Source organism: Psychrobacter immobilis (assembly GCF_904846185.1).
GTDB lineage: Bacteria > Pseudomonadota > Gammaproteobacteria > Pseudomonadales > Moraxellaceae > Psychrobacter > Psychrobacter immobilis_B.
On the sequence record NZ_CAJGZQ010000022.1, the window covers coordinates 1 to 17,210 of the forward strand.

The window sequence follows — 17,210 nt, forward strand, 5'->3', positions numbered from 1 at the left end:
TTATTGCGTTAGCTGCGTCACTAAGTCCTCAAGGGACCCAACGACTAGTAGACATCGTTTACGGCGTGGACTACCAGGGTATCTAATCCTGTTTGCTACCCACGCTTTCGAGCCTCAGTGTCAGTATTATGCCAGAAGGCTGCCTTCGCCATCGGTATTCCTCCAGATCTCTACGCATTTCACCGCTACACCTGGAATTCTACCTTCCTCTCACATACTCTAGCTCTACAGTTTCAGATGCAGTTCCCAGGTTAAGCCCGGGGATTTCACATCTGACTTATAGAGCCACCTACGCTCCCTTTACGCCCAGTAATTCCGATTAACGCTTGCACCCTCTGTATTACCGCGGCTGCTGGCACAGAGTTAGCCGGTGCTTATTCTGCAGCTAATGTCATCGTCCATGGGTATTAACCATGGAGTCTTCTTCACTGCTTAAAGTGCTTTACAACCAAAAGGCCTTCTTCACACACGCGGCATGGCTGGATCAGGGTTTCCCCCATTGTCCAATATTCCCCACTGCTGCCTCCCGTAGGAGTCCGGGCCGTGTCTCAGTCCCGGTGTGGCTGATCATCCTCTCAGACCAGCTACAGATCGTCGCCATGGTAGGCCTTTACCCCACCATCTAGCTAATCCGACTTAGGCTCATCTAATAGCGAGAGCAGTAAACTGCCCCCTTTCTCCCGTAGGTCGTATGCGGTATTAATTCGAGTTTCCCCGAGCTATCCCCCACTACTAGGTAGATTCCTAAGTATTACTCACCCGTCCGCCGCTCGTCAGCGAGAAGCAAGCTTCTCCTGTTACCGCTCGACTTGCATGTGTTAAGCCTGCCGCCAGCGTTCAATCTGAGCCATGATCAAACTCTTCAGTTTAATCTTGCATGAAGTCCTTTAAAGAGACTTCGAAACTTGGCTCATTTAATCTGGCAATTACGCTCTCGTATGTTTCATATAATGAATTAACTTTGAGTTTTCTTGCTGTCTTAAATGATAATTTTTATAGTTAATAATCTTTCCGAAAAGAAAAGATAGTCAACTTTATTTTTTAGCATTCTGAATCAGCAAAAATCCACACAAGTTGTTCTTTAGTTATGCTTTTAAATAGTGCTCAATCACTGTCGTCCAGTAACTGATATATAGGGTAATTCTCTTGCTGTTTAGTCTCAAACCCTTTCAGGTTAAGCTATCTAGCGAGCCGACTATCTTATCATAATGATTTCGATTGTCAAGCTTTTTTATGTTTTGTCTTAGCTTGGTAATCTAAGTAATAAGTTGGTTAACTTACTGCTTAGCTTCCTTTGCTGTGGGGCGTATTATATAGATTCTGATGAGAGTGTCAACCGCTTTATCAGAGGTTTTTGGATTTATTTGATAAGACTTTTAATAATGCATAGTTTTCAATGGGTTAAGATTGACATTCATTTAATTCTTTTAAATTAGACGGTAAATAATGACTCAGCTTTAAACAGTATCTATCGATATTCATTAATTGTCATCTATAGAGTTGCCATTAAGAACTTACTTTAAGCTAAAACTTTGAAGCTCTATACTGACTTTTTGACATATTTATCTGCTTATTGATAATTGCCTTCGCTGTGTCCTTTAACTATGATTTACACTTCTTGATATTCGCATAGATAGCATCTATATATAGAGGCCGACCTAATCCCTTACTATCTAGTGTTGATACACAGTTTTTGCTATAATAGCTGACTTTATAATATTGCTTAATGGCATTTCTTATTAGCCTTGATTGTTCAACGGTTGATTGTTTGAAATTTTGCCTTTAAGTGATATCTATCTCTTATAACATATCATAGCAGTTGGATATAATTGACGCAGTCTTGCGGTTATATGATTGATGGTTGCAATCATCACTGCCAACGGACGCAAAAAGGTGAATAGATTATGGTAGCGATTACTTTACCCGATGGTAGCGTAAAAAACTTCGAAGGTAGTACCACCGTCATGGAAGTGGCACAAAGCATTGGTGCAGGATTGGCTAAAGCGACGGTCGCCGGACGTGTAGATGGTCATCTAGTTGATGCGCACGACCCTATCGCTCATGATGCTAAGGTTGAAATCGTGACACCAAAAGATGATGACGGTGTCGATATCATTCGCCATTCTTGTGCTCATCTATTAGGTCATGCCGTTAAGCAGTTATATCCTGATGTAAAAATGGTGATTGGCCCCGTTATCGATGATGGTTTTTATTATGACATCTATAGCGAAACGCCATTTACGCCTGAGCATATGGCAGCCATTGAAAAACGCATGATGGAACTCATCAAGCAAGATTATGACGTTATCAAAAAAATAACGCCACGCGATGAAGTCATTAAAATTTTTGAAGAACGTGGTGAAGACTATAAGCTTAAGCTGATTAATGATATGCCAGGCGAAGAAGCCTTTGGTCTCTATCATCATCAAGAATATGTCGATATGTGCCGTGGTCCACACGTGCCGAACACCAGATTTTTAAAAGTATTCAAACTGACCAAAATGTCTGGTGCATATTGGCGCGGTGATGCCAAGAACGAGCAACTGCAACGTATCTATGGTACAGCATGGGCGGATAAAAAAGATTTAAAAGCTTATATTCAGCGTATCGAAGAAGCCGAAAAACGTGACCATCGTAAAATTGGTAAAGCGTTAAATCTGTTCCATATGCAAGAGCAAGCACCCGGTATGGTGTTTTGGCATGCGAATGGTTGGACGATATATCAAGTACTTGAGCAGTATATGCGTAAAGTACAAAACGATAATGGCTACGAAGAGATTAAAACACCGCAAATCGTAGATCGTAGTTTATGGGAGCGTTCTGGTCATTGGGGTAACTATGCGACTAACATGTTCACGACTGCCAGCGAAAATCGTGATTATGCGGTAAAACCAATGAACTGCCCGTGCCACGTGCAAGTCTTTAACCAAGGTCTAAAATCTTACCGTGACTTACCATTACGTATGGCAGAGTTTGGCTCATGCCATCGAAACGAGCCATCAGGTTCGCTACATGGTTTGATGCGTGTACGCGGTTTTACCCAAGATGATGCACATATCTTCTGTACACAGTCGCAAATCCAGCAAGAAGTCGCTGACTTTATTAAACTAACCCTTGCCGTCTATGAAGACTTTGGTTTTGACAATATCATTATGAAACTCTCGACTCGCCCTGAAAAACGGGTTGGTAGTGATGAGTCTTGGGATTTTGCAGAGAAAGCTTTGGCCGATGCATTAGATAGCTCAGGATTAGATTGGGCTTATCTGCCCGGTGAAGGTGCATTCTATGGTCCGAAGATTGAATTTAGTTTGAAAGATTCTTTAGGTCGCGTCTGGCAGTGCGGTACGATTCAGGTTGACCCAAACATGCCTGAGCGCCTTGATGCCGAATTCGTCAATGAGCAAAACGAGCGCGAAGTACCTATTATGTTGCACCGTGCCATCTTAGGTTCATTCGAGCGCTTCATTGGTATTTTGATTGAAAACTATGCTGGTTGGATGCCCGTTTGGCTAGCGCCGCAACAAGTGGTGGTGATGAATATCACTGATAAACAGGCCGATGCTTGTGAAAATGTGGTCAGCGAACTCAAAAATTCAGGTTTGCGAGCTATTAGTGACTTGCGTAACGAAAAGATTGGATTTAAGATACGAGAGAAAACATTAGAACGCGTTCCCTATATGCTAGTATTAGGGGATAAAGAAGTCGAATCGGGCAGTGTCAATGTCCGTACTCGTGAAGGTGAAAACCTTGGCGTGATGAGTGTTCCAGAATTTATTACATTAGTACAGACCGCTGTCAGCGACAAAGGCCGACAGACCCCAAAAACAGATGAGGAGTAATACCTATTAAACAGTCAAACCGTTTGAACATCAACGAAGATATCACAGCCAAAGAAGTCCGTCTCGTTAAAGAAGACGGCGAACAGATGGGCGTGGTCGATATCGAAACCGCGATGAAAGCGGCACGTGAGGACAGTCTAGATTTGGTCGAATTGGTTCCTGAAGCCAAACCGCCAGTATGCAAAATCATGGATTATAAGCATTTCCTCTATGATCAAAAGCAAAAAGCGAAAGAAGCTAAAAAGAACCAAAAGCAAACTCAGCTAAAAGAGATGAAGCTGCGTCCTAGTACTGAAGAAGCTGATTATCAGGTTAAACTGAAAAAAATCGTCAGCTTTTTGGAAGACCAAGACAAAGTTAAAATCAGTATTCGCTTTCGTGGCCGTGAAATGGCGCACCAAGAGATTGGTCGCAAGCAGCTAGATCGTATTATCGAAGATACTGCTGAGATTGCTAACGTTGAGCAATATCCTAAGATGGAAGGTCGTCAGATGGGTATGCTGCTTGGGCCAACTAAGAAAAAGTAATCTGTTTATTAGATGGCTGTTAGTCAATATAGATATGTATAACCTTAACCATCAATATACTGCGGGATATTGATGGTTTTTTATTGTGTGCATAGATACATATCTCTTTTAAATATGTTTAGTCAGATATAATTGGCTGACTCTATTTTACAAAACCTACCTTCTCAACCATTTGATTACGCGGTAATCTAAAGGTCTGTTTTATATTTGCTAATCAGCATTTATTAAAAATTTCTAGTAAGTGTATAAAAATAACGTATATCACGACCATCAGAGTCGTTGACAAAAACACTACTTTTATCCAATATTGAAGGAAATTTCATGCAAGAATTGACCCCACCAGAAAACGCAACGACGCCAAGTATTTCTCTAACCGCGCCTGAACCTGTGAGAGAAATACAAAAAAGCGAAGCAGATCAGATGGTCAAATTGGATGACAGCCAAATCCCAGAACTTGATGCCAAGGTCGATGCCTTTGTTGATCATGTGATTAATAATTCTGTGCACAGTGCTGAGTTTCAGCAAAATGTGCAATCGATTCATAATCTCGGCACCAAAGAGATTCGTGAATCAGCCCAAGTGTCTAATCGTATGCTTGATTTACCCGCCAAAAGCCTCAATGACAGCTTGTTTGATAATTCCCCTATCGCCAAGTCATTGACTGAGTTGCGCGGCATCGTCGAAGATTTAGATCCCAGTAAAAAAGAGCTGACCAGCTCGCGTAAGTTATTCGGTCTCATCCCATTTGGCAATAAAGTACAGGATTACTTCCGTCAATATGAATCGGCACAATCACATATCAACGCCGTAGTAACCAGTCTATATAATGGTAAGGATGAGCTGCTCAAAGACAATGCGATGATTGAGCAAGAAAAAGTCAATATGTGGGAGCTGATGCAATCCATACGCCAATACGTTTATGTCGGCAAAAAGATTGATGAGCAGTTAGAACAGAAGGTTTATGCGATAGAAGCGACCGATCCCGAAAAAGCACGCATTATTAAAGAAGAGATGTTGTTTTATGTGCGTCAAAAAAACACCGACTTTTTAACTCAGTTAGCCGTGAACGTGCAAGGCTATTTAGCGCTCGATACCATTCGCCGCAATAACTTAGAATTGATAAAAGGCGTTGATCGAGCCACCACAACCACCGTATCTGCACTACGTACAGCGGTCGTGGTTGCACAAGCGATGACCAATCAAAAACTGGTGCTTGATCAAATTACTGCTTTAAATAAAACCACCAGTAGCTTAATTGAATCGACCTCAGCGATGCTAAAACGTCAGTCAGGTGAAATCCATGAGCATGCGACCAGTAGCAGCATTGAGCTTGATAAATTGCAAAACGCTTTCAATAACGTCTATGATACGATGGATATGATTAGCAATTATAAAATTGAAGCGCTAGAGAACATGAAACAGACGGTCAATACTTTGACTACTGAAGTTGATAAGGCTCAGAAATACTTGGATAAGTCTAATCAAACAACAGTATTAGAAGTGTCGAAAGAGATAGACAGTAAAAAGATAACCAATAGATCAAGTACAGTCGATATCGACATTTGATTTGTTTTAATAGTTGTTGCCTATTAAAGGTGGCCACTTCCTGCTACCAAATACACTTAAGACAATTGACGCAAGATATTGCAACGTCGTTCGTGTTAAGATAGCCATTATTAATAATTTTAAAAATAGATACGGTAATTTATGAGTTGGAACGATCCAAACGCCTCAAGTGAGGCAAAAAGATATGACAATCCTATCCCTAGTCGCGAACTGATACTCAGTACGATTAATGAGCATGGTGAAGTCACGCATCAACAATTGGCAAAAGCCTTTAATATTGATGACCCAGACCAGTTTGACGCTTTAGGCAATCGCCTAAAAGCGATGGCACGTGATGGACAAGTAAACCGCGACGGTCGTCCTTATCGCTATCGCACGGTGACCAAGCAAGATGTCGTCAGAGGTACAGTGTCTGCACATCCTAAAGGCTTTGGCTTTGTATTATTAAGCGATATGCCAGATTTGTTTTTACATGAAAAGCAAATGCGCTGGGTTTTCAACGGTGACACTGTAGATGCAGTCGGTACATCGACAGACAATCGCGGGCGCACAGAAGGACGTATCGTCGATGTCGTTGAACGTCGTCAAAATAACTTCATTGGTACATTAGCGCGTGATGAAGACGGCTACTGTGTCGAGCTTGGTAGTCCAAATAATCACCAGCCGATTACCGTTACTGAAGAAAATGTACAAGCGATGAATGCCAAGCAAGGCTCTCCTGTTAAGGTTGATGTTATTGATTGGCCAAATCAGCATGAATTTGCGACGGGTAAAATCACTGAAGTACTGTCTGATGACAATGATCGCGAACTGATTATTGAGACCACCTTACTCAATTATGACATCCCATCAGATTTTAGCGAAGCAGCACTGAAGCAAGCCAACGATTATCAAGAGCCGACTGAAAAAGATCTAAAAGGTCGTAAAGATTTGCGTGATTTGCCACTGGTGACTATCGATGGTGAAGATGCACGTGATTTTGATGATGCCGTATTCGCCGAAAAACGCTCAGGCGGCAACTATCGTGTCTTAGTTGCGATTGCGGATGTCAGTTATTACGTTACACCAAACTCGCCACTTGATAAAGATGCCTACGAGCGCGGTACGTCCGTATACTTCCCGCATCGTGTGATTCCAATGTTGCCTGAAGTGCTCTCTAATGGTCTGTGCTCACTGAATCCTGACCGTGATCGTCTTTGTATGGTAGCTGATATCAAAATATCGCGGGCAGGCAAAGTGACCGGTTATGAGTTCTATCCTGCTGTCATGCACTCACAAGCACGCTTAACGTATAATCAAGTGAATGCTTATCTTGAGAATCCAGAAGATAAGAGCGTACCTACCTCACTAACAGGTAATAAAGACGTCAAAAAATCTGTCGATACCTTACATCAATTGTATGAGCTACTGCTGAAAAAGCGTGAAGAGCGCCATGCAATGGAATTTGAGACAGTTGAGACCTACATTAAGTTCAATGAGAAAGGTGGTATCGAAGCAATCCTACCGCGTACTCGCGGTGATGCTCAAAAACTCATTGAAGAATGTATGCTGCTGGCCAATACTTGTGCAGCGAACTTTGCACTCAAGCATGAGCTTCCTGTCTTATATCGTAACCATGACAAACCTGATGGCGAAAAATCAATGCGTATTCACGAATACGCAAAGAATTTTGGTTTAAGCTTCCCAGAAGAAAATCCAACGCAAGCCGATTATCAGCGCATTATTGAAGCCACCAAAGACAGACCCGATGCGATTAGTATCCACAGCATGCTGTTGCGCTCAATGATGCAAGCAAATTATGCACCTGACAATATCGGTCACTTTGGGCTAGCTTATGACGAATATAGCCACTTCACCTCGCCGATTCGTCGTTACCCTGATTTGATGCTGCATCGTGCCATCAAAGCAAAAGTGACCAATACCCAGCAGCCAGTGATGGACTTTTCTCTTGAAGCGGCTGGCACGCAAACCTCAGATACTGAGCGCCGTGCCGAAAAAGCCTCACGCTATGTAGAGTCTTGGCTCAAGTGTCACTATATGAAAGATCATGTTGGTGAAGAGTTCGAAGGTGTGGTTACTACAGTCACAAGCTTCGGTTTGTTTGTCACCTTGACTGACTTATATATTGATGGTTTGGTTCACATCTCTAATGTCGGTGATGACTTCTTTGTTTACGATGAACAGCAACAACAGCTGATCGGTAAAGACAAAGGGACATTGTTCGGACTGGGCGATCGCGTTAAAGTGAAAGTTGCTGGCGTCAATATGGATCTGCTACAAATTGACTTTGATTTAAAAGCTAAATTGCAATCTAGTGAAATGAATCAAACGAAGAGCGCGCCTTCTAAAAAAAGTACTGATAAGAAAAGTACTGATAGAAGAGGCCCCACTAAAAAGACTGGCAGCCGTAGTAAAGGCGCAAGTAAGAAAAGCTAGTGTTAGTAAATACTTTAAATAATAAAAAGGCCAACGTCATCGTTGGCCTTTTTTGTGCGTGGTATTTTATAACGACTATTTAAATCATTATTGCGCATTACTCATCTGGTCTAGACGTTCCTTGTCTGCTTCCTGTGCCTGATCTATTTTCGCGGTAGCATTATCGAGAATGGCTTTAGGCTGTTTGCCAAGTGGCTGGCTCGCGACATCTACCGAGCCACTTTCTACATCATCCGTATTTGGTAACGCTGTATCGGGAGATTGCTCAGATCCTGCATCACTTATGACTAATTCTCTATCTTTCTCACGTTGATTGCCATTAATGAGGTTAAAACCTAGTAACGCAACCATGCCCACTAGGGCGAATATAATCAAGTGTTTCATTTGCATAAAAAATGTCTCGTATTTGAATGATAATCAGATATACGTTTCGTTGCATTTTTTATGCCTAGTTTTTGGCAGGTTTTTGCAAATTATTCTTGCGGGCTATTATTATTCAGTAAATCAGTCTCGTCAGAGCTTTCTGCAATTTCCTGTTCAACTTTTTCCATGAGTTTGTCGTCAGGACGAGCGTTAAGCACCTCATCAGCATTGCGACCTTGTAAAATCAATTTGGCACGAGCCTTTGCTTGTTTTTTGTCCTTATCATCAACGCTATTATCTTCATTCTGGTTTTTATCAGTCACTTTGGGCGTGATTGGCGTAATCATCATATTAGTATTAGCACTGCTGGCGTTACTGTCCTGCATATGCTCAAACGCTTTTTCTAAGTTACTATTAAAACGCAAACGATAAATCGGTTCAGGCAAGCTGAAGCCTTCATTTTCTAACGCATGCTTGGTCTCACGAATGGCAATACTGCGTGCTTTTGAGAAGTCCGTGTCTGATTGATCCACCCAAATTTGAAATTCCAAAATGATATTAGAGTCGCCAACATTGGTAATGACAGCCACTGCTTTTGGCTCATCTAAAACGAATGCTAATGTATGTATCGCATCCAATCCGACTTTGATAGCCGCTAATGGATCATCATTGGCATCAACGCCTAACTCAAAGGTAAATCGACGTTCTGGATTTTTGGTATAATTTAAAATCGTTGCTTTAAATACTTCAGCATTGGGAATACGCAACTGGTTACCATCTAAAGTCATCAGAATAGTCGCACGTGAGGTTAGCCGTACTACGATCCCCTCTTGATTATTAATTAAAATATGATCACGTGCGCGAAATGGTTGGCGAATACTGAGCATGAGCGAGGCAATGTAATTCTCAATAGTGTCTTTGACCGCAAAACCAACGGCAATACCGATAACGCCTGCACCGCCAAGCAAAGTGCCTAAAATGGTTTCGGCGCCTATCAAACTCAGCGCAAGAATCAAACCGAAAATAATAAAAATAACTTTAACGGTTTGTGACAGCAATTCGGCGACAAACGGATTGGGCGTGAGCCGTTGCCACATTTTTTTGCGATTAGACAGCCAACTACCAAACCATGTCACCAATGCAAATAGGACAATGCCGACCAATAGGAGTGGCAAGGCTTTGACTAGATTTTTGGCTTGGGCTTTAAGACCTTGATAAACGGTAGTGACATTGTCTTGAACATCAAGGGTACGATCAATCCGATCTTCGACAGTGACCACATCTGTCAGACGGTTGGTCAAATTAATGGCTTGTTGGGCTTTTTTCTCGTTGGGTGTTTCACCAGTTAAGGTCACAACGCCTTGGGTAACGCCAACATTGACAGCCTGTAAGCCTTCAATTTCAGAAAAAATACCTTGGATACGCTGACGAATGTCATTGTCTTTTTGCGGGGTGGGCGTGGTCTCAATCTGAGCATTATTGGTGCTTTCACCACTTATTATGGGCGGTGGCGCTGGCTCAGGTATGACCACTGGAGATGCTGAAGCTTCCTCTTCTGATGGCCCATCAAGTAAAGGTTTATCAGCTGCCGGATTTTCTGCTGTTTCTATCCCCAATGCAGAGGTGATACCAGTCACCTCTGCACCAGCCGCATACACTGGAAAGGTAAAAAAGATGCTTAGTAACAACAGCATTTGACCGCACGCTTTTATAAAATCGCGCATCGTTGAACGGTCAAAGTGAGTGTTCATAAGCATCCTCTGCTTTTTATAGATTTTCGTACTCATCTTTCTTTACTAAATGTTCAATAATCATTAACTGTCCAAATAAACTTGTGCCTCGCCCAAGTTTAACGTGCCTTCATAGATCGCGCGACCAGTAATGATACCTTCAATACAATCGCCATAAGGTTTCAGCAGTTCGATATCTTTCATATTGGTCACGCCGCCTGAGGCAATCACAGGCAAGCCGCCTTCACGTGCTAAATTGACAGTTTGTTCAACGTTGACGCCTTGCATCATGCCATCACGGTTGATATCGGTGTAGACAATCGACGATACGCCGACATCTGCAAAGCGCTTTGCAAGCTCGGTCGCCTTGGTATCCGTCACATTTGCCCAACCATGAGTGGCGACCATGCCGTCTTTAGCATCGATACCTACAATGATATGACCCGGAAATTCGCGGCAAGCTTCTGCGACAAAATCCGGATCTTCGACCGCTTTTGTACCAATGATGATATAAGTCAAACCAGCCGTAATATATTGCTCAATAGTGTTCATGTTGCGCACACCGCCGCCCAACTGAATAGGCAGATTCGGGTAAGCTTTAGTAATATCATTCACCACTTGTCTATGAACGGGTACGCCGTCAAATGCCCCATTCAAATCAACCAAATGCAGTCGACGTGCACCTTCCTCTACCCAGCGTGCTGCCATGGCCACTGGATCATTAGAAAAAACCGTATCATCCTCCATACGGCCTTGTTTTAAGCGGACACATTTACCATCTTTTAAATCAATAGCCGGGATAATGACAGGCACAGCACACATATAGCATTCCTTATAAAGCACAACAATAAATATATTTAGAAAAGTAAATTTAAAAATCAGGGTGTATTGAACGTTCAACACCCTCTAAACACGCATAAAAACATCAGTCAAAAGTGACTTAATATATAGACGAATCAAAAGCTATCCATGATAGACCCAAAAGCCACTTCGATAGATAGAAATGACAATAAAAAAACGGTCAATCATAACCATAAGTTTTAATACATTGAATCACTGGCAACATTAGATAAATTCAATTACTCACTGGCAATTTTAGGTCAATTTAGCGTATAATCCTAGGTAAATTTTTATTTGTTTCTATGTGATAGTAACCATGCGCTGCGCTTTTTATTGAGTCATTTATGGCTTAGTGCTGCATAGCGGTCAGGATGAGTCGAGCAGCAGCTAAGTGCATCTTTTTGATGTTGGCTGACATATTGCTAAGAAGGGTTATATTAGAAATTTCAACTGGTGGCCTCTAAACAGTCTACTCTACAGCACTAAACTCTAATGACGCCTCTTTCTTTTTTATAGTCTCTATCGTATCTCTATCACTAGCTAACTATTTTAAAACAGTCATTACTAGCTGTATAGCCGCTTATTGATGTGAGTGAAATCTACTTAATAATGGCTTCGCTAGTTTGTCTGTCAACCAGTTTATCATCTATTTCGATAGATCATCTTTTGGCTGCATTCTTATCTAATTGCGTATCTATTAACAAGATACCAAACCAATAAGGTTGGTCAATTGCGCTGGTGTTACAAGCTTTAATTTTCAATGAAACGTATGATAGAGCTATTGTCTACACAATCATTTTCGCTAAAGGCTTGAACGATTGCGTTTGATTTGATGGTTTTAACATACACCTTGGTAGCCAGTCGCCACTTTGGTCATTCGAATAAGACATTAACGTGTTGTTAAGGAGTCTAAGGTCAGCGTTAATACTCTTACTAGTAGTTATGATCATGCGTTATTTTTAGAGACCCTTTATCACTATCCTACTATAGGAAGAGAGACGTGGGGGCTTTATTGAATGACGCAGATGTTCATGCTACCGATATACCAAACAGGACGTCTGGTATCGTTTTAGACTATGGACTAAGTTTTCGCTTATGATTACCATCAAAAAAGGTTTGGATTTGCCCATCACCGGTGAATCATCCCGCGAGATATCTGAGCACCAACCGACACATGTCGCCGTTATTGGCTATGATTATGTGGGCATGAAGCCCACGATGAATGTCAAAGAAGGTGATATCGTAGCAAAGGGTCAGCCCGTTTTTGAAGACAAAAAACGAGTTGGCGTTATCTATACTGCCCCTGCTGCTGGTAAAGTCGTCGCGATTAAACGCGGTGAACGACGTGTGTTTGAGAGCCTTGTGATTGCGGTCGACCCAAACGGTGAAGAAGTAGACTTCGAGCGCTATGACTCCCAGCAACTTGCTGACCTAGACGCTGAAGTTGTTGAAACCCAACTGCTTGCCTCTGGCGAATGGACCGCGTTTCGCACGCGCCCTTATAGCCGTGCGCCAGAAATCGGTGCCCGTCCTCATGCTATTTTTGTCACCGCTATGGATACCAATCCATTAGCATTTGACCCAATGCTGCTGATTAGCGATCAGTTGCAAGCGTTCAATGACGGACTTGCTGTCTTATCGACACTCAGCCCCAAGACCTTTGTTTGCCATCATGGTGATGCCCAGTTGACGCCAGTTGCCAAAACGGCGGCTAATAATGTCACTGAGTATCATAGCTTTGCTGGTAAGCATCCTGCTGGTCTGGCTGGCACGCACATTCACTTTTTGCACCCAATCATGCGCGGCGTGACCGTATGGACGATTGGCTATCAAGACGTGATTGCGATTGGTAAGCTATTCACCAGCGGTCGCTTATATACGCGCCGTATCATTAGTTTGGCAGGTCCTGCGGTCACCAAGCCACGTTTGGTGGCTACTGAGCGCGGTGCTGATATCGCTGCTCTGACCAAAGGACAGCTGGCGGCTGGCGAGAACCGTATTATTTCCGGTTCGGTGTTGTCAGGTCGCAAAGTGTTTGGCAATACGGCTTATCTTGGTCGCTTTCATAATCAAATCAGTGTGCTGCCTGAAGGGCGTGAACGTCCAGCGTTCCATTTCCTAAGTGTCGGCACCAACCGTTTCTCTAAGTTGCCTATTTATATTTCTAAGTTTTTTGGTAATAAGAAATATAACTTTACGACCACGAGTAATGGTTCACCGCGAGCGATGGTACCTATCGGGGTTTATGAAGAGGTCATGCCGCAAGATTATCTGCCTACACAGTTACTACGTGCATTAATTGTCGAAGACATGATTAGCGCCGTAGATTTGGGCGTGCTCGAATTGGACGAAGAAGATTTAGCATTATGCACCTTCGTATCTCCTGGCAAATATGAATTCGGTGATATTTTGCGTGATAACTTGACGCGCATTGAGCTGGAGGGCTAACCACGATGAAATTTTTACACAATATGTTCGATCGTATGGAGCCGTCTTTCACCAAGGGTGGCAAACACGAAAAATACTACGCTATCTTTGAGATGTTTGATACGTTTTTGCGTCAACCAAGCTCAACCACATACTCAGCATCACACGTACGCGACGGTATCGACCTAAAGCGTATTATGATTACCGTATGGTTATGTACTTTCCCAGCCATGTTTTGGGGTATGTACAACATTGGTCATCAAGCACTAACGGCGATTGCAACCCTTGGTTTGCAGCCTGAAGGCTGGCGTACCGTTATCACCAGTATGGCAGGCTATAACCCAGACAGTATCTGGGCAAGCTTCGTTTACGGGGCGATGCAATTTTTACCGATTTATATCGTCACTTTTGCGGTCGGTATTCTCTGTGAGATTATCTTTGCCGTGGTACGTGGTCATGAAGTCAACGAAGGTTTCTTTGTGACCTCAGTGCTGTTTGCGCTTTGTTTACCACCAGATATTCCTTTATGGCAAGTTGCTTTAGGTATCACCTTTGGTGTGGTAGTCGCAAAAGAAGTGTTCGGTGGTACGGGTAAAAACTTCCTGAACCCTGCCCTATCGGGTCGCGCATTCTTATACTTTGCTTACCCTGCTTATATGTCTGGTGACTCAGTATGGACGGCGGTCGATGGTTTCTCTGGTGCGACGCCACTTGGTCTTGCCGCGTTAGGCGTAGTCCCTCAAGACTTCGTCGACGTCTATGGTAATGCGATCACTTGGGGTGATGCGTTCTTAGGTAATATGCAAGGCAGTATCGGTGAAGTATCAACACTGGCTATCCTAATGGGTGCCGTCGTTCTACTTTGGACGCGTATTGCTTCATGGCGTATTATGGCAGGTTGTGTGGTAGGTCTGATTGCTACTTCTCTTGTCTTTAATATGATTGGTTCTGAAGACAATATGATGATGAACCTGCCGTTTTATTGGCATTTAGTGATCGGTGGCTTCGCCTTTGGTGCCGTGTTTATGGCAACCGATCCTGTATCAGCTGCGCATACCAATAAAGGCCGCTGGGCTTATGGTATCTTGATTGGTTTTATGACGGTATTGATTCGCGTCGTGAACCCAGCTTTCCCAGAAGGCATCATGCTGGCCATTTTATTCGCCAACTTATTTGCTCCATTGTTTGATTACTTTGTGACCCAAGCAAACATCAAACGCCAAACAGCTCGGAGGGTTCGTTATGTCCAAGCCCAAAAGTAATAATGCGAAAACCATCAGTGTGGCATTGACGCTATGCTTGGTGTGTTCCGTCTTAGTTTCAGCAGTAGCGGTTGGTCTAAAACCTGCTCAAATTGAAAACGCACGCTTAGACCGTAACAAAAACATCTTGGTTGCCGCTGGCATGTACGATGCCGAGTCTGATACAGCAGATGATGTTGCTGAACGTTTTAAAGATTTCGATGTCGAAATTATTGACTTAAGTAAAGGCAGCTACGTTGATGATGAAGCGCTAAAAGCCGCTGGCATCCCTGATCGTAATGCTTATGACGCAAGCCAAGCGACTAAGAATAAAGCACTGAGTGAAGATTTAGGCAACGACGATCCTGCTGGTATTGGTCGCAAGCCTAAATATGCCAAAGTCTATGTTAAAAAAGATGACGCAGGCAAACCTGAAATGGTTGTTTTGCCGATTCAAGGCTATGGACTATGGGGCACTATCTATGGTTTCTTAACCCTTGAAAGCGATATGAATACCATCAAAGGCATCAGCTTTTATGAGCATAAAGAAACCCCAGGTCTGGGTGCTCGTATCGAAGAGCCAGAGTGGCGTGCGAAGTGGAGCGGTATCCACTCATATGACGAAAACGGTAATGTTGCCACTGGTGTGACCAAAGCGGGTACACCAAAAGAGAACTGGGTCGATGGTATCAGTGGTGCAACCTTGACCGGTCGCGGTGTCAGTAACATGATTCAGTTTTGGTTGGGTGAGCAAGGTTATAAGCCTTATTTAGATACGCTACGTAAAGAGAGTGGTCAAGCAATTGATAATGCGGCAGATACACAAGCTACGCAATCAACGCTGAGCGCTCAACCTGAAACCGAACTGGCAGCCAAACGACCAGTAGCAAACGGCAAGGAGGCATAACATGGCTGACACTAAAAGTATTTTAACCTCGCCTATTTTTGATAATAACCCCATTGCCCTACAGATCCTTGGTATCTGTTCAGCACTAGCAGTCACCACGAGCATGGCGAATGCCATGGTTATGTGTGTAGCACTGACACTGGTAACTGCGTTTTCAAGCTTCTTTATCTCGATCATTCGTAAACAGATTCCATCAAGTATTCGTATTATCGTACAGATGACTATTATTGCCTCATTGGTTATCTTGGTCGATCAGGTGCTAAAAGCCGTTGCTTATGATGTGAGTAAAGGCTTGTCGGTCTTCGTTGGTTTGATTATCACCAACTGTATCGTGATGGGTCGTGCCGAAGCATTTGCCATGAGCAATCCACCAGTGCCAAGCTTTTTAGATGGTATTGGTAATGGTCTTGGCTATTCTGCGGTTTTGCTGTTTGTCGCGACTATCCGTGAGCTACTTGGCTCAGGTACGTGGTTTGGTATCACCATCCTACAGCCTGTCACTGATGGCGGTTGGTATATTCCAAACGGTCTATTACTGTTACCACCGTCAGCATTCTTTATTATTGGTTTGTTCATTGCCATTATCCGTATCTGGAAACCAGAGCAGGTTGAAGACGCTGAATTTGTAATGAAGCCGCAGTCTAAAGGCATGGCACATGGAGGCGGTCACTAATGGGACATTATGTTAGTTTATTTATAACCTCAGTCTTTATTGAGAATATGGCGCTGGCCTATTTCTTAGGTATGTGTACTTTCTTGGCCGTATCAAAGAAGGTTTCAACCGCTATCGGTCTGGGTGTTGCCGTGGTCGTCGTGATGGCGATTACCGTACCGCTAAACAACTTACTCTTTCAGTTCATTCTCAAAGATGGTGCGCTGGCATGGGCAGGTTTCCCTGATATCGACTTAAGCTTTTTGGGCTTGCTCAGTTATATCGGCTTGATTGCTGCGACCGTACAGATTCTAGAGATGTTCCTCGATAAGTTCGTTCCTAGTCTGTATAACGCCCTTGGGGTGTTCTTGCCACTTATCACTGTAAACTGCGCCATCTTAGGTGGTGTACTATTTATGGTTGAGCGTGACTATAATTTCGGCGAATCTGTCGTGTATGGCGTGGGCGCAGGCTTCGGTTGGGCATTGGCGATTACCGCATTGGCCGGTATCCGTGAAAAGTTAAAATACTCAGACATTCCAGCACCGCTGCGTGGTCTTGGTATTACTTTCATCACAGTTGGTCTAATGTCACTTGGCTTTATGTCTTTCGGCGGTATGTCAATTTAGACCGCTAAGCTTAACAGCCTATTTAGCGATTTGACCTATTTAATTCATTTATT

At 43.1% G+C, this 17,210-nt stretch carries 12 protein-coding genes and 1 rRNA gene; 9 read left to right on the forward strand and 4 right to left on the reverse strand.

Features of this window, described 5'->3' with window-relative positions; genetic code table 11:
• Positions 1–869 (reverse strand): 16S ribosomal RNA (locus tag JMW94_RS11620); the annotation flags it as partial.
• A 1,035-nt stretch (positions 870–1,904) separates the two neighbouring features.
• Here JMW94_RS11620 and thrS point away from each other — a divergent pair.
• The 4 genes from thrS to rnr all read left to right on the forward strand — a co-directional run bounded on the left by thrS (position 1,905) and on the right by rnr (position 8,368).
• Positions 1,905–3,839 carry a threonine--tRNA ligase gene (gene thrS / locus JMW94_RS11625; protein WP_201604517.1) on the forward strand — a complete coding sequence of 645 codons (1,935 nt, stop codon included), beginning with the start codon at positions 1,905–1,907 and terminating at the stop codon, positions 3,837–3,839.
• A 23-nt stretch (positions 3,840–3,862) separates the two neighbouring features.
• A complete protein-coding gene (gene infC / locus JMW94_RS11630) occupies positions 3,863–4,366 on the forward strand; it encodes a translation initiation factor IF-3 (RefSeq protein ID WP_045447656.1) in 504 nt (167 codons plus the stop codon).
• A gap of 321 nt (positions 4,367–4,687) precedes the next feature.
• Positions 4,688–5,932, forward strand: a complete 1,245-nt coding sequence (locus JMW94_RS11635) for a toxic anion resistance protein (protein WP_109592179.1) — start codon at positions 4,688–4,690, stop codon at positions 5,930–5,932.
• Between the two features lie 141 nt (positions 5,933–6,073).
• The gene (gene rnr, locus JMW94_RS11640; RefSeq protein ID WP_201604518.1) at positions 6,074–8,368 is read left to right on the forward strand and encodes a ribonuclease R; all 2,295 of its coding nucleotides are present in this window, start codon (positions 6,074–6,076) and stop codon (positions 8,366–8,368) included.
• 87 nt (positions 8,369–8,455) lie between these two features.
• On the opposite strand, the gene JMW94_RS11645 is transcribed toward rnr, so the two are convergent.
• From JMW94_RS11645 to hisA, 3 genes are all read right to left on the reverse strand, one after another.
• Positions 8,456–8,758, reverse strand: coding sequence for a hypothetical protein (locus JMW94_RS11645; protein ID WP_201604519.1), 303 nt, complete (start codon positions 8,756–8,758; stop codon positions 8,456–8,458).
• An 83-nt stretch (positions 8,759–8,841) separates the two neighbouring features.
• On the reverse strand, positions 8,842–10,482 hold the full coding sequence (locus JMW94_RS11650; RefSeq protein ID WP_201604520.1) for a mechanosensitive ion channel family protein: 1,641 nt from the start codon (positions 10,480–10,482) through the stop codon (positions 8,842–8,844).
• Between the two features lie 63 nt (positions 10,483–10,545).
• Positions 10,546–11,283, reverse strand: a complete 738-nt coding sequence (hisA, locus tag JMW94_RS11655; protein ID WP_201580576.1) for a 1-(5-phosphoribosyl)-5-[(5-phosphoribosylamino)methylideneamino]imidazole-4-carboxamide isomerase — start codon at positions 11,281–11,283, stop codon at positions 10,546–10,548.
• Between the two features lie 1,113 nt (positions 11,284–12,396).
• On the opposite strand from hisA, the gene JMW94_RS11660 reads away from it, so the two are divergent.
• The 5 genes from JMW94_RS11660 to nqrE are packed head-to-tail and all read left to right on the forward strand — an operon-like array spanning position 12,397 to position 17,157.
• Positions 12,397–13,749, forward strand: a complete 1,353-nt coding sequence (locus JMW94_RS11660) for a Na(+)-translocating NADH-quinone reductase subunit A (protein WP_060492066.1) — start codon at positions 12,397–12,399, stop codon at positions 13,747–13,749.
• A 5-nt stretch (positions 13,750–13,754) separates the two neighbouring features.
• Complete coding sequence (locus JMW94_RS11665) at positions 13,755–14,990, forward strand: NADH:ubiquinone reductase (Na(+)-transporting) subunit B (protein WP_201604521.1); 1,236 nt, start codon at positions 13,755–13,757, stop codon at positions 14,988–14,990.
• Positions 14,971–15,876, forward strand: a complete 906-nt coding sequence (locus tag JMW94_RS11670; protein ID WP_201604522.1) for a Na(+)-translocating NADH-quinone reductase subunit C — start codon at positions 14,971–14,973, stop codon at positions 15,874–15,876. The genes JMW94_RS11665 and JMW94_RS11670 overlap by 20 nt, the downstream gene beginning before the upstream one ends.
• Before the next feature lies 1 nt (position 15,877).
• Positions 15,878–16,549, forward strand: coding sequence for an NADH:ubiquinone reductase (Na(+)-transporting) subunit D (locus tag JMW94_RS11675; protein ID WP_055125671.1), 672 nt, complete (start codon positions 15,878–15,880; stop codon positions 16,547–16,549).
• The gene (gene nqrE / locus JMW94_RS11680; RefSeq protein WP_011281361.1) at positions 16,549–17,157 is read left to right on the forward strand and encodes an NADH:ubiquinone reductase (Na(+)-transporting) subunit E; all 609 of its coding nucleotides are present in this window, start codon (positions 16,549–16,551) and stop codon (positions 17,155–17,157) included. Before JMW94_RS11675 ends, nqrE begins: the two co-directional genes overlap by 1 nt.
• The last annotated feature ends 53 nt before the right edge of the window (positions 17,158–17,210 follow it).

What these genes read in the sequence shown, in the direction of transcription:
- JMW94_RS11675 (WP_055125671.1), top strand. Translation starts at nt 15,878, where the DNA reads ATGGCTGACACTAAAAGTATTTTAACCTCGCCTATTTTTGATAATAAC.
- JMW94_RS11660 (WP_060492066.1), top strand. Translation starts at nt 12,397, where the DNA reads ATGATTACCATCAAAAAAGGTTTGGATTTGCCCATCACCGGTGAATCA.
- JMW94_RS11645 (WP_201604519.1), bottom strand. Translation starts at nt 8,758, where the DNA reads ATGCAAATGAAACACTTGATTATATTCGCCCTAGTGGGCATGGTTGCG.
- nqrE (WP_011281361.1), top strand. Translation starts at nt 16,549, where the DNA reads ATGGGACATTATGTTAGTTTATTTATAACCTCAGTCTTTATTGAGAAT.
- JMW94_RS11635 (WP_109592179.1), top strand. Translation starts at nt 4,688, where the DNA reads ATGCAAGAATTGACCCCACCAGAAAACGCAACGACGCCAAGTATTTCT.
- JMW94_RS11665 (WP_201604521.1), top strand. Translation starts at nt 13,755, where the DNA reads ATGAAATTTTTACACAATATGTTCGATCGTATGGAGCCGTCTTTCACC.
- thrS (WP_201604517.1), top strand. Translation starts at nt 1,905, where the DNA reads ATGGTAGCGATTACTTTACCCGATGGTAGCGTAAAAAACTTCGAAGGT.
- JMW94_RS11670 (WP_201604522.1), top strand. Translation starts at nt 14,971, where the DNA reads ATGTCCAAGCCCAAAAGTAATAATGCGAAAACCATCAGTGTGGCATTG.
- JMW94_RS11650 (WP_201604520.1), bottom strand. Translation starts at nt 10,482, where the DNA reads ATGAACACTCACTTTGACCGTTCAACGATGCGCGATTTTATAAAAGCG.
- rnr (WP_201604518.1), top strand. Translation starts at nt 6,074, where the DNA reads ATGAGTTGGAACGATCCAAACGCCTCAAGTGAGGCAAAAAGATATGAC.
- hisA (WP_201580576.1), bottom strand. Translation starts at nt 11,283, where the DNA reads ATGTGTGCTGTGCCTGTCATTATCCCGGCTATTGATTTAAAAGATGGT.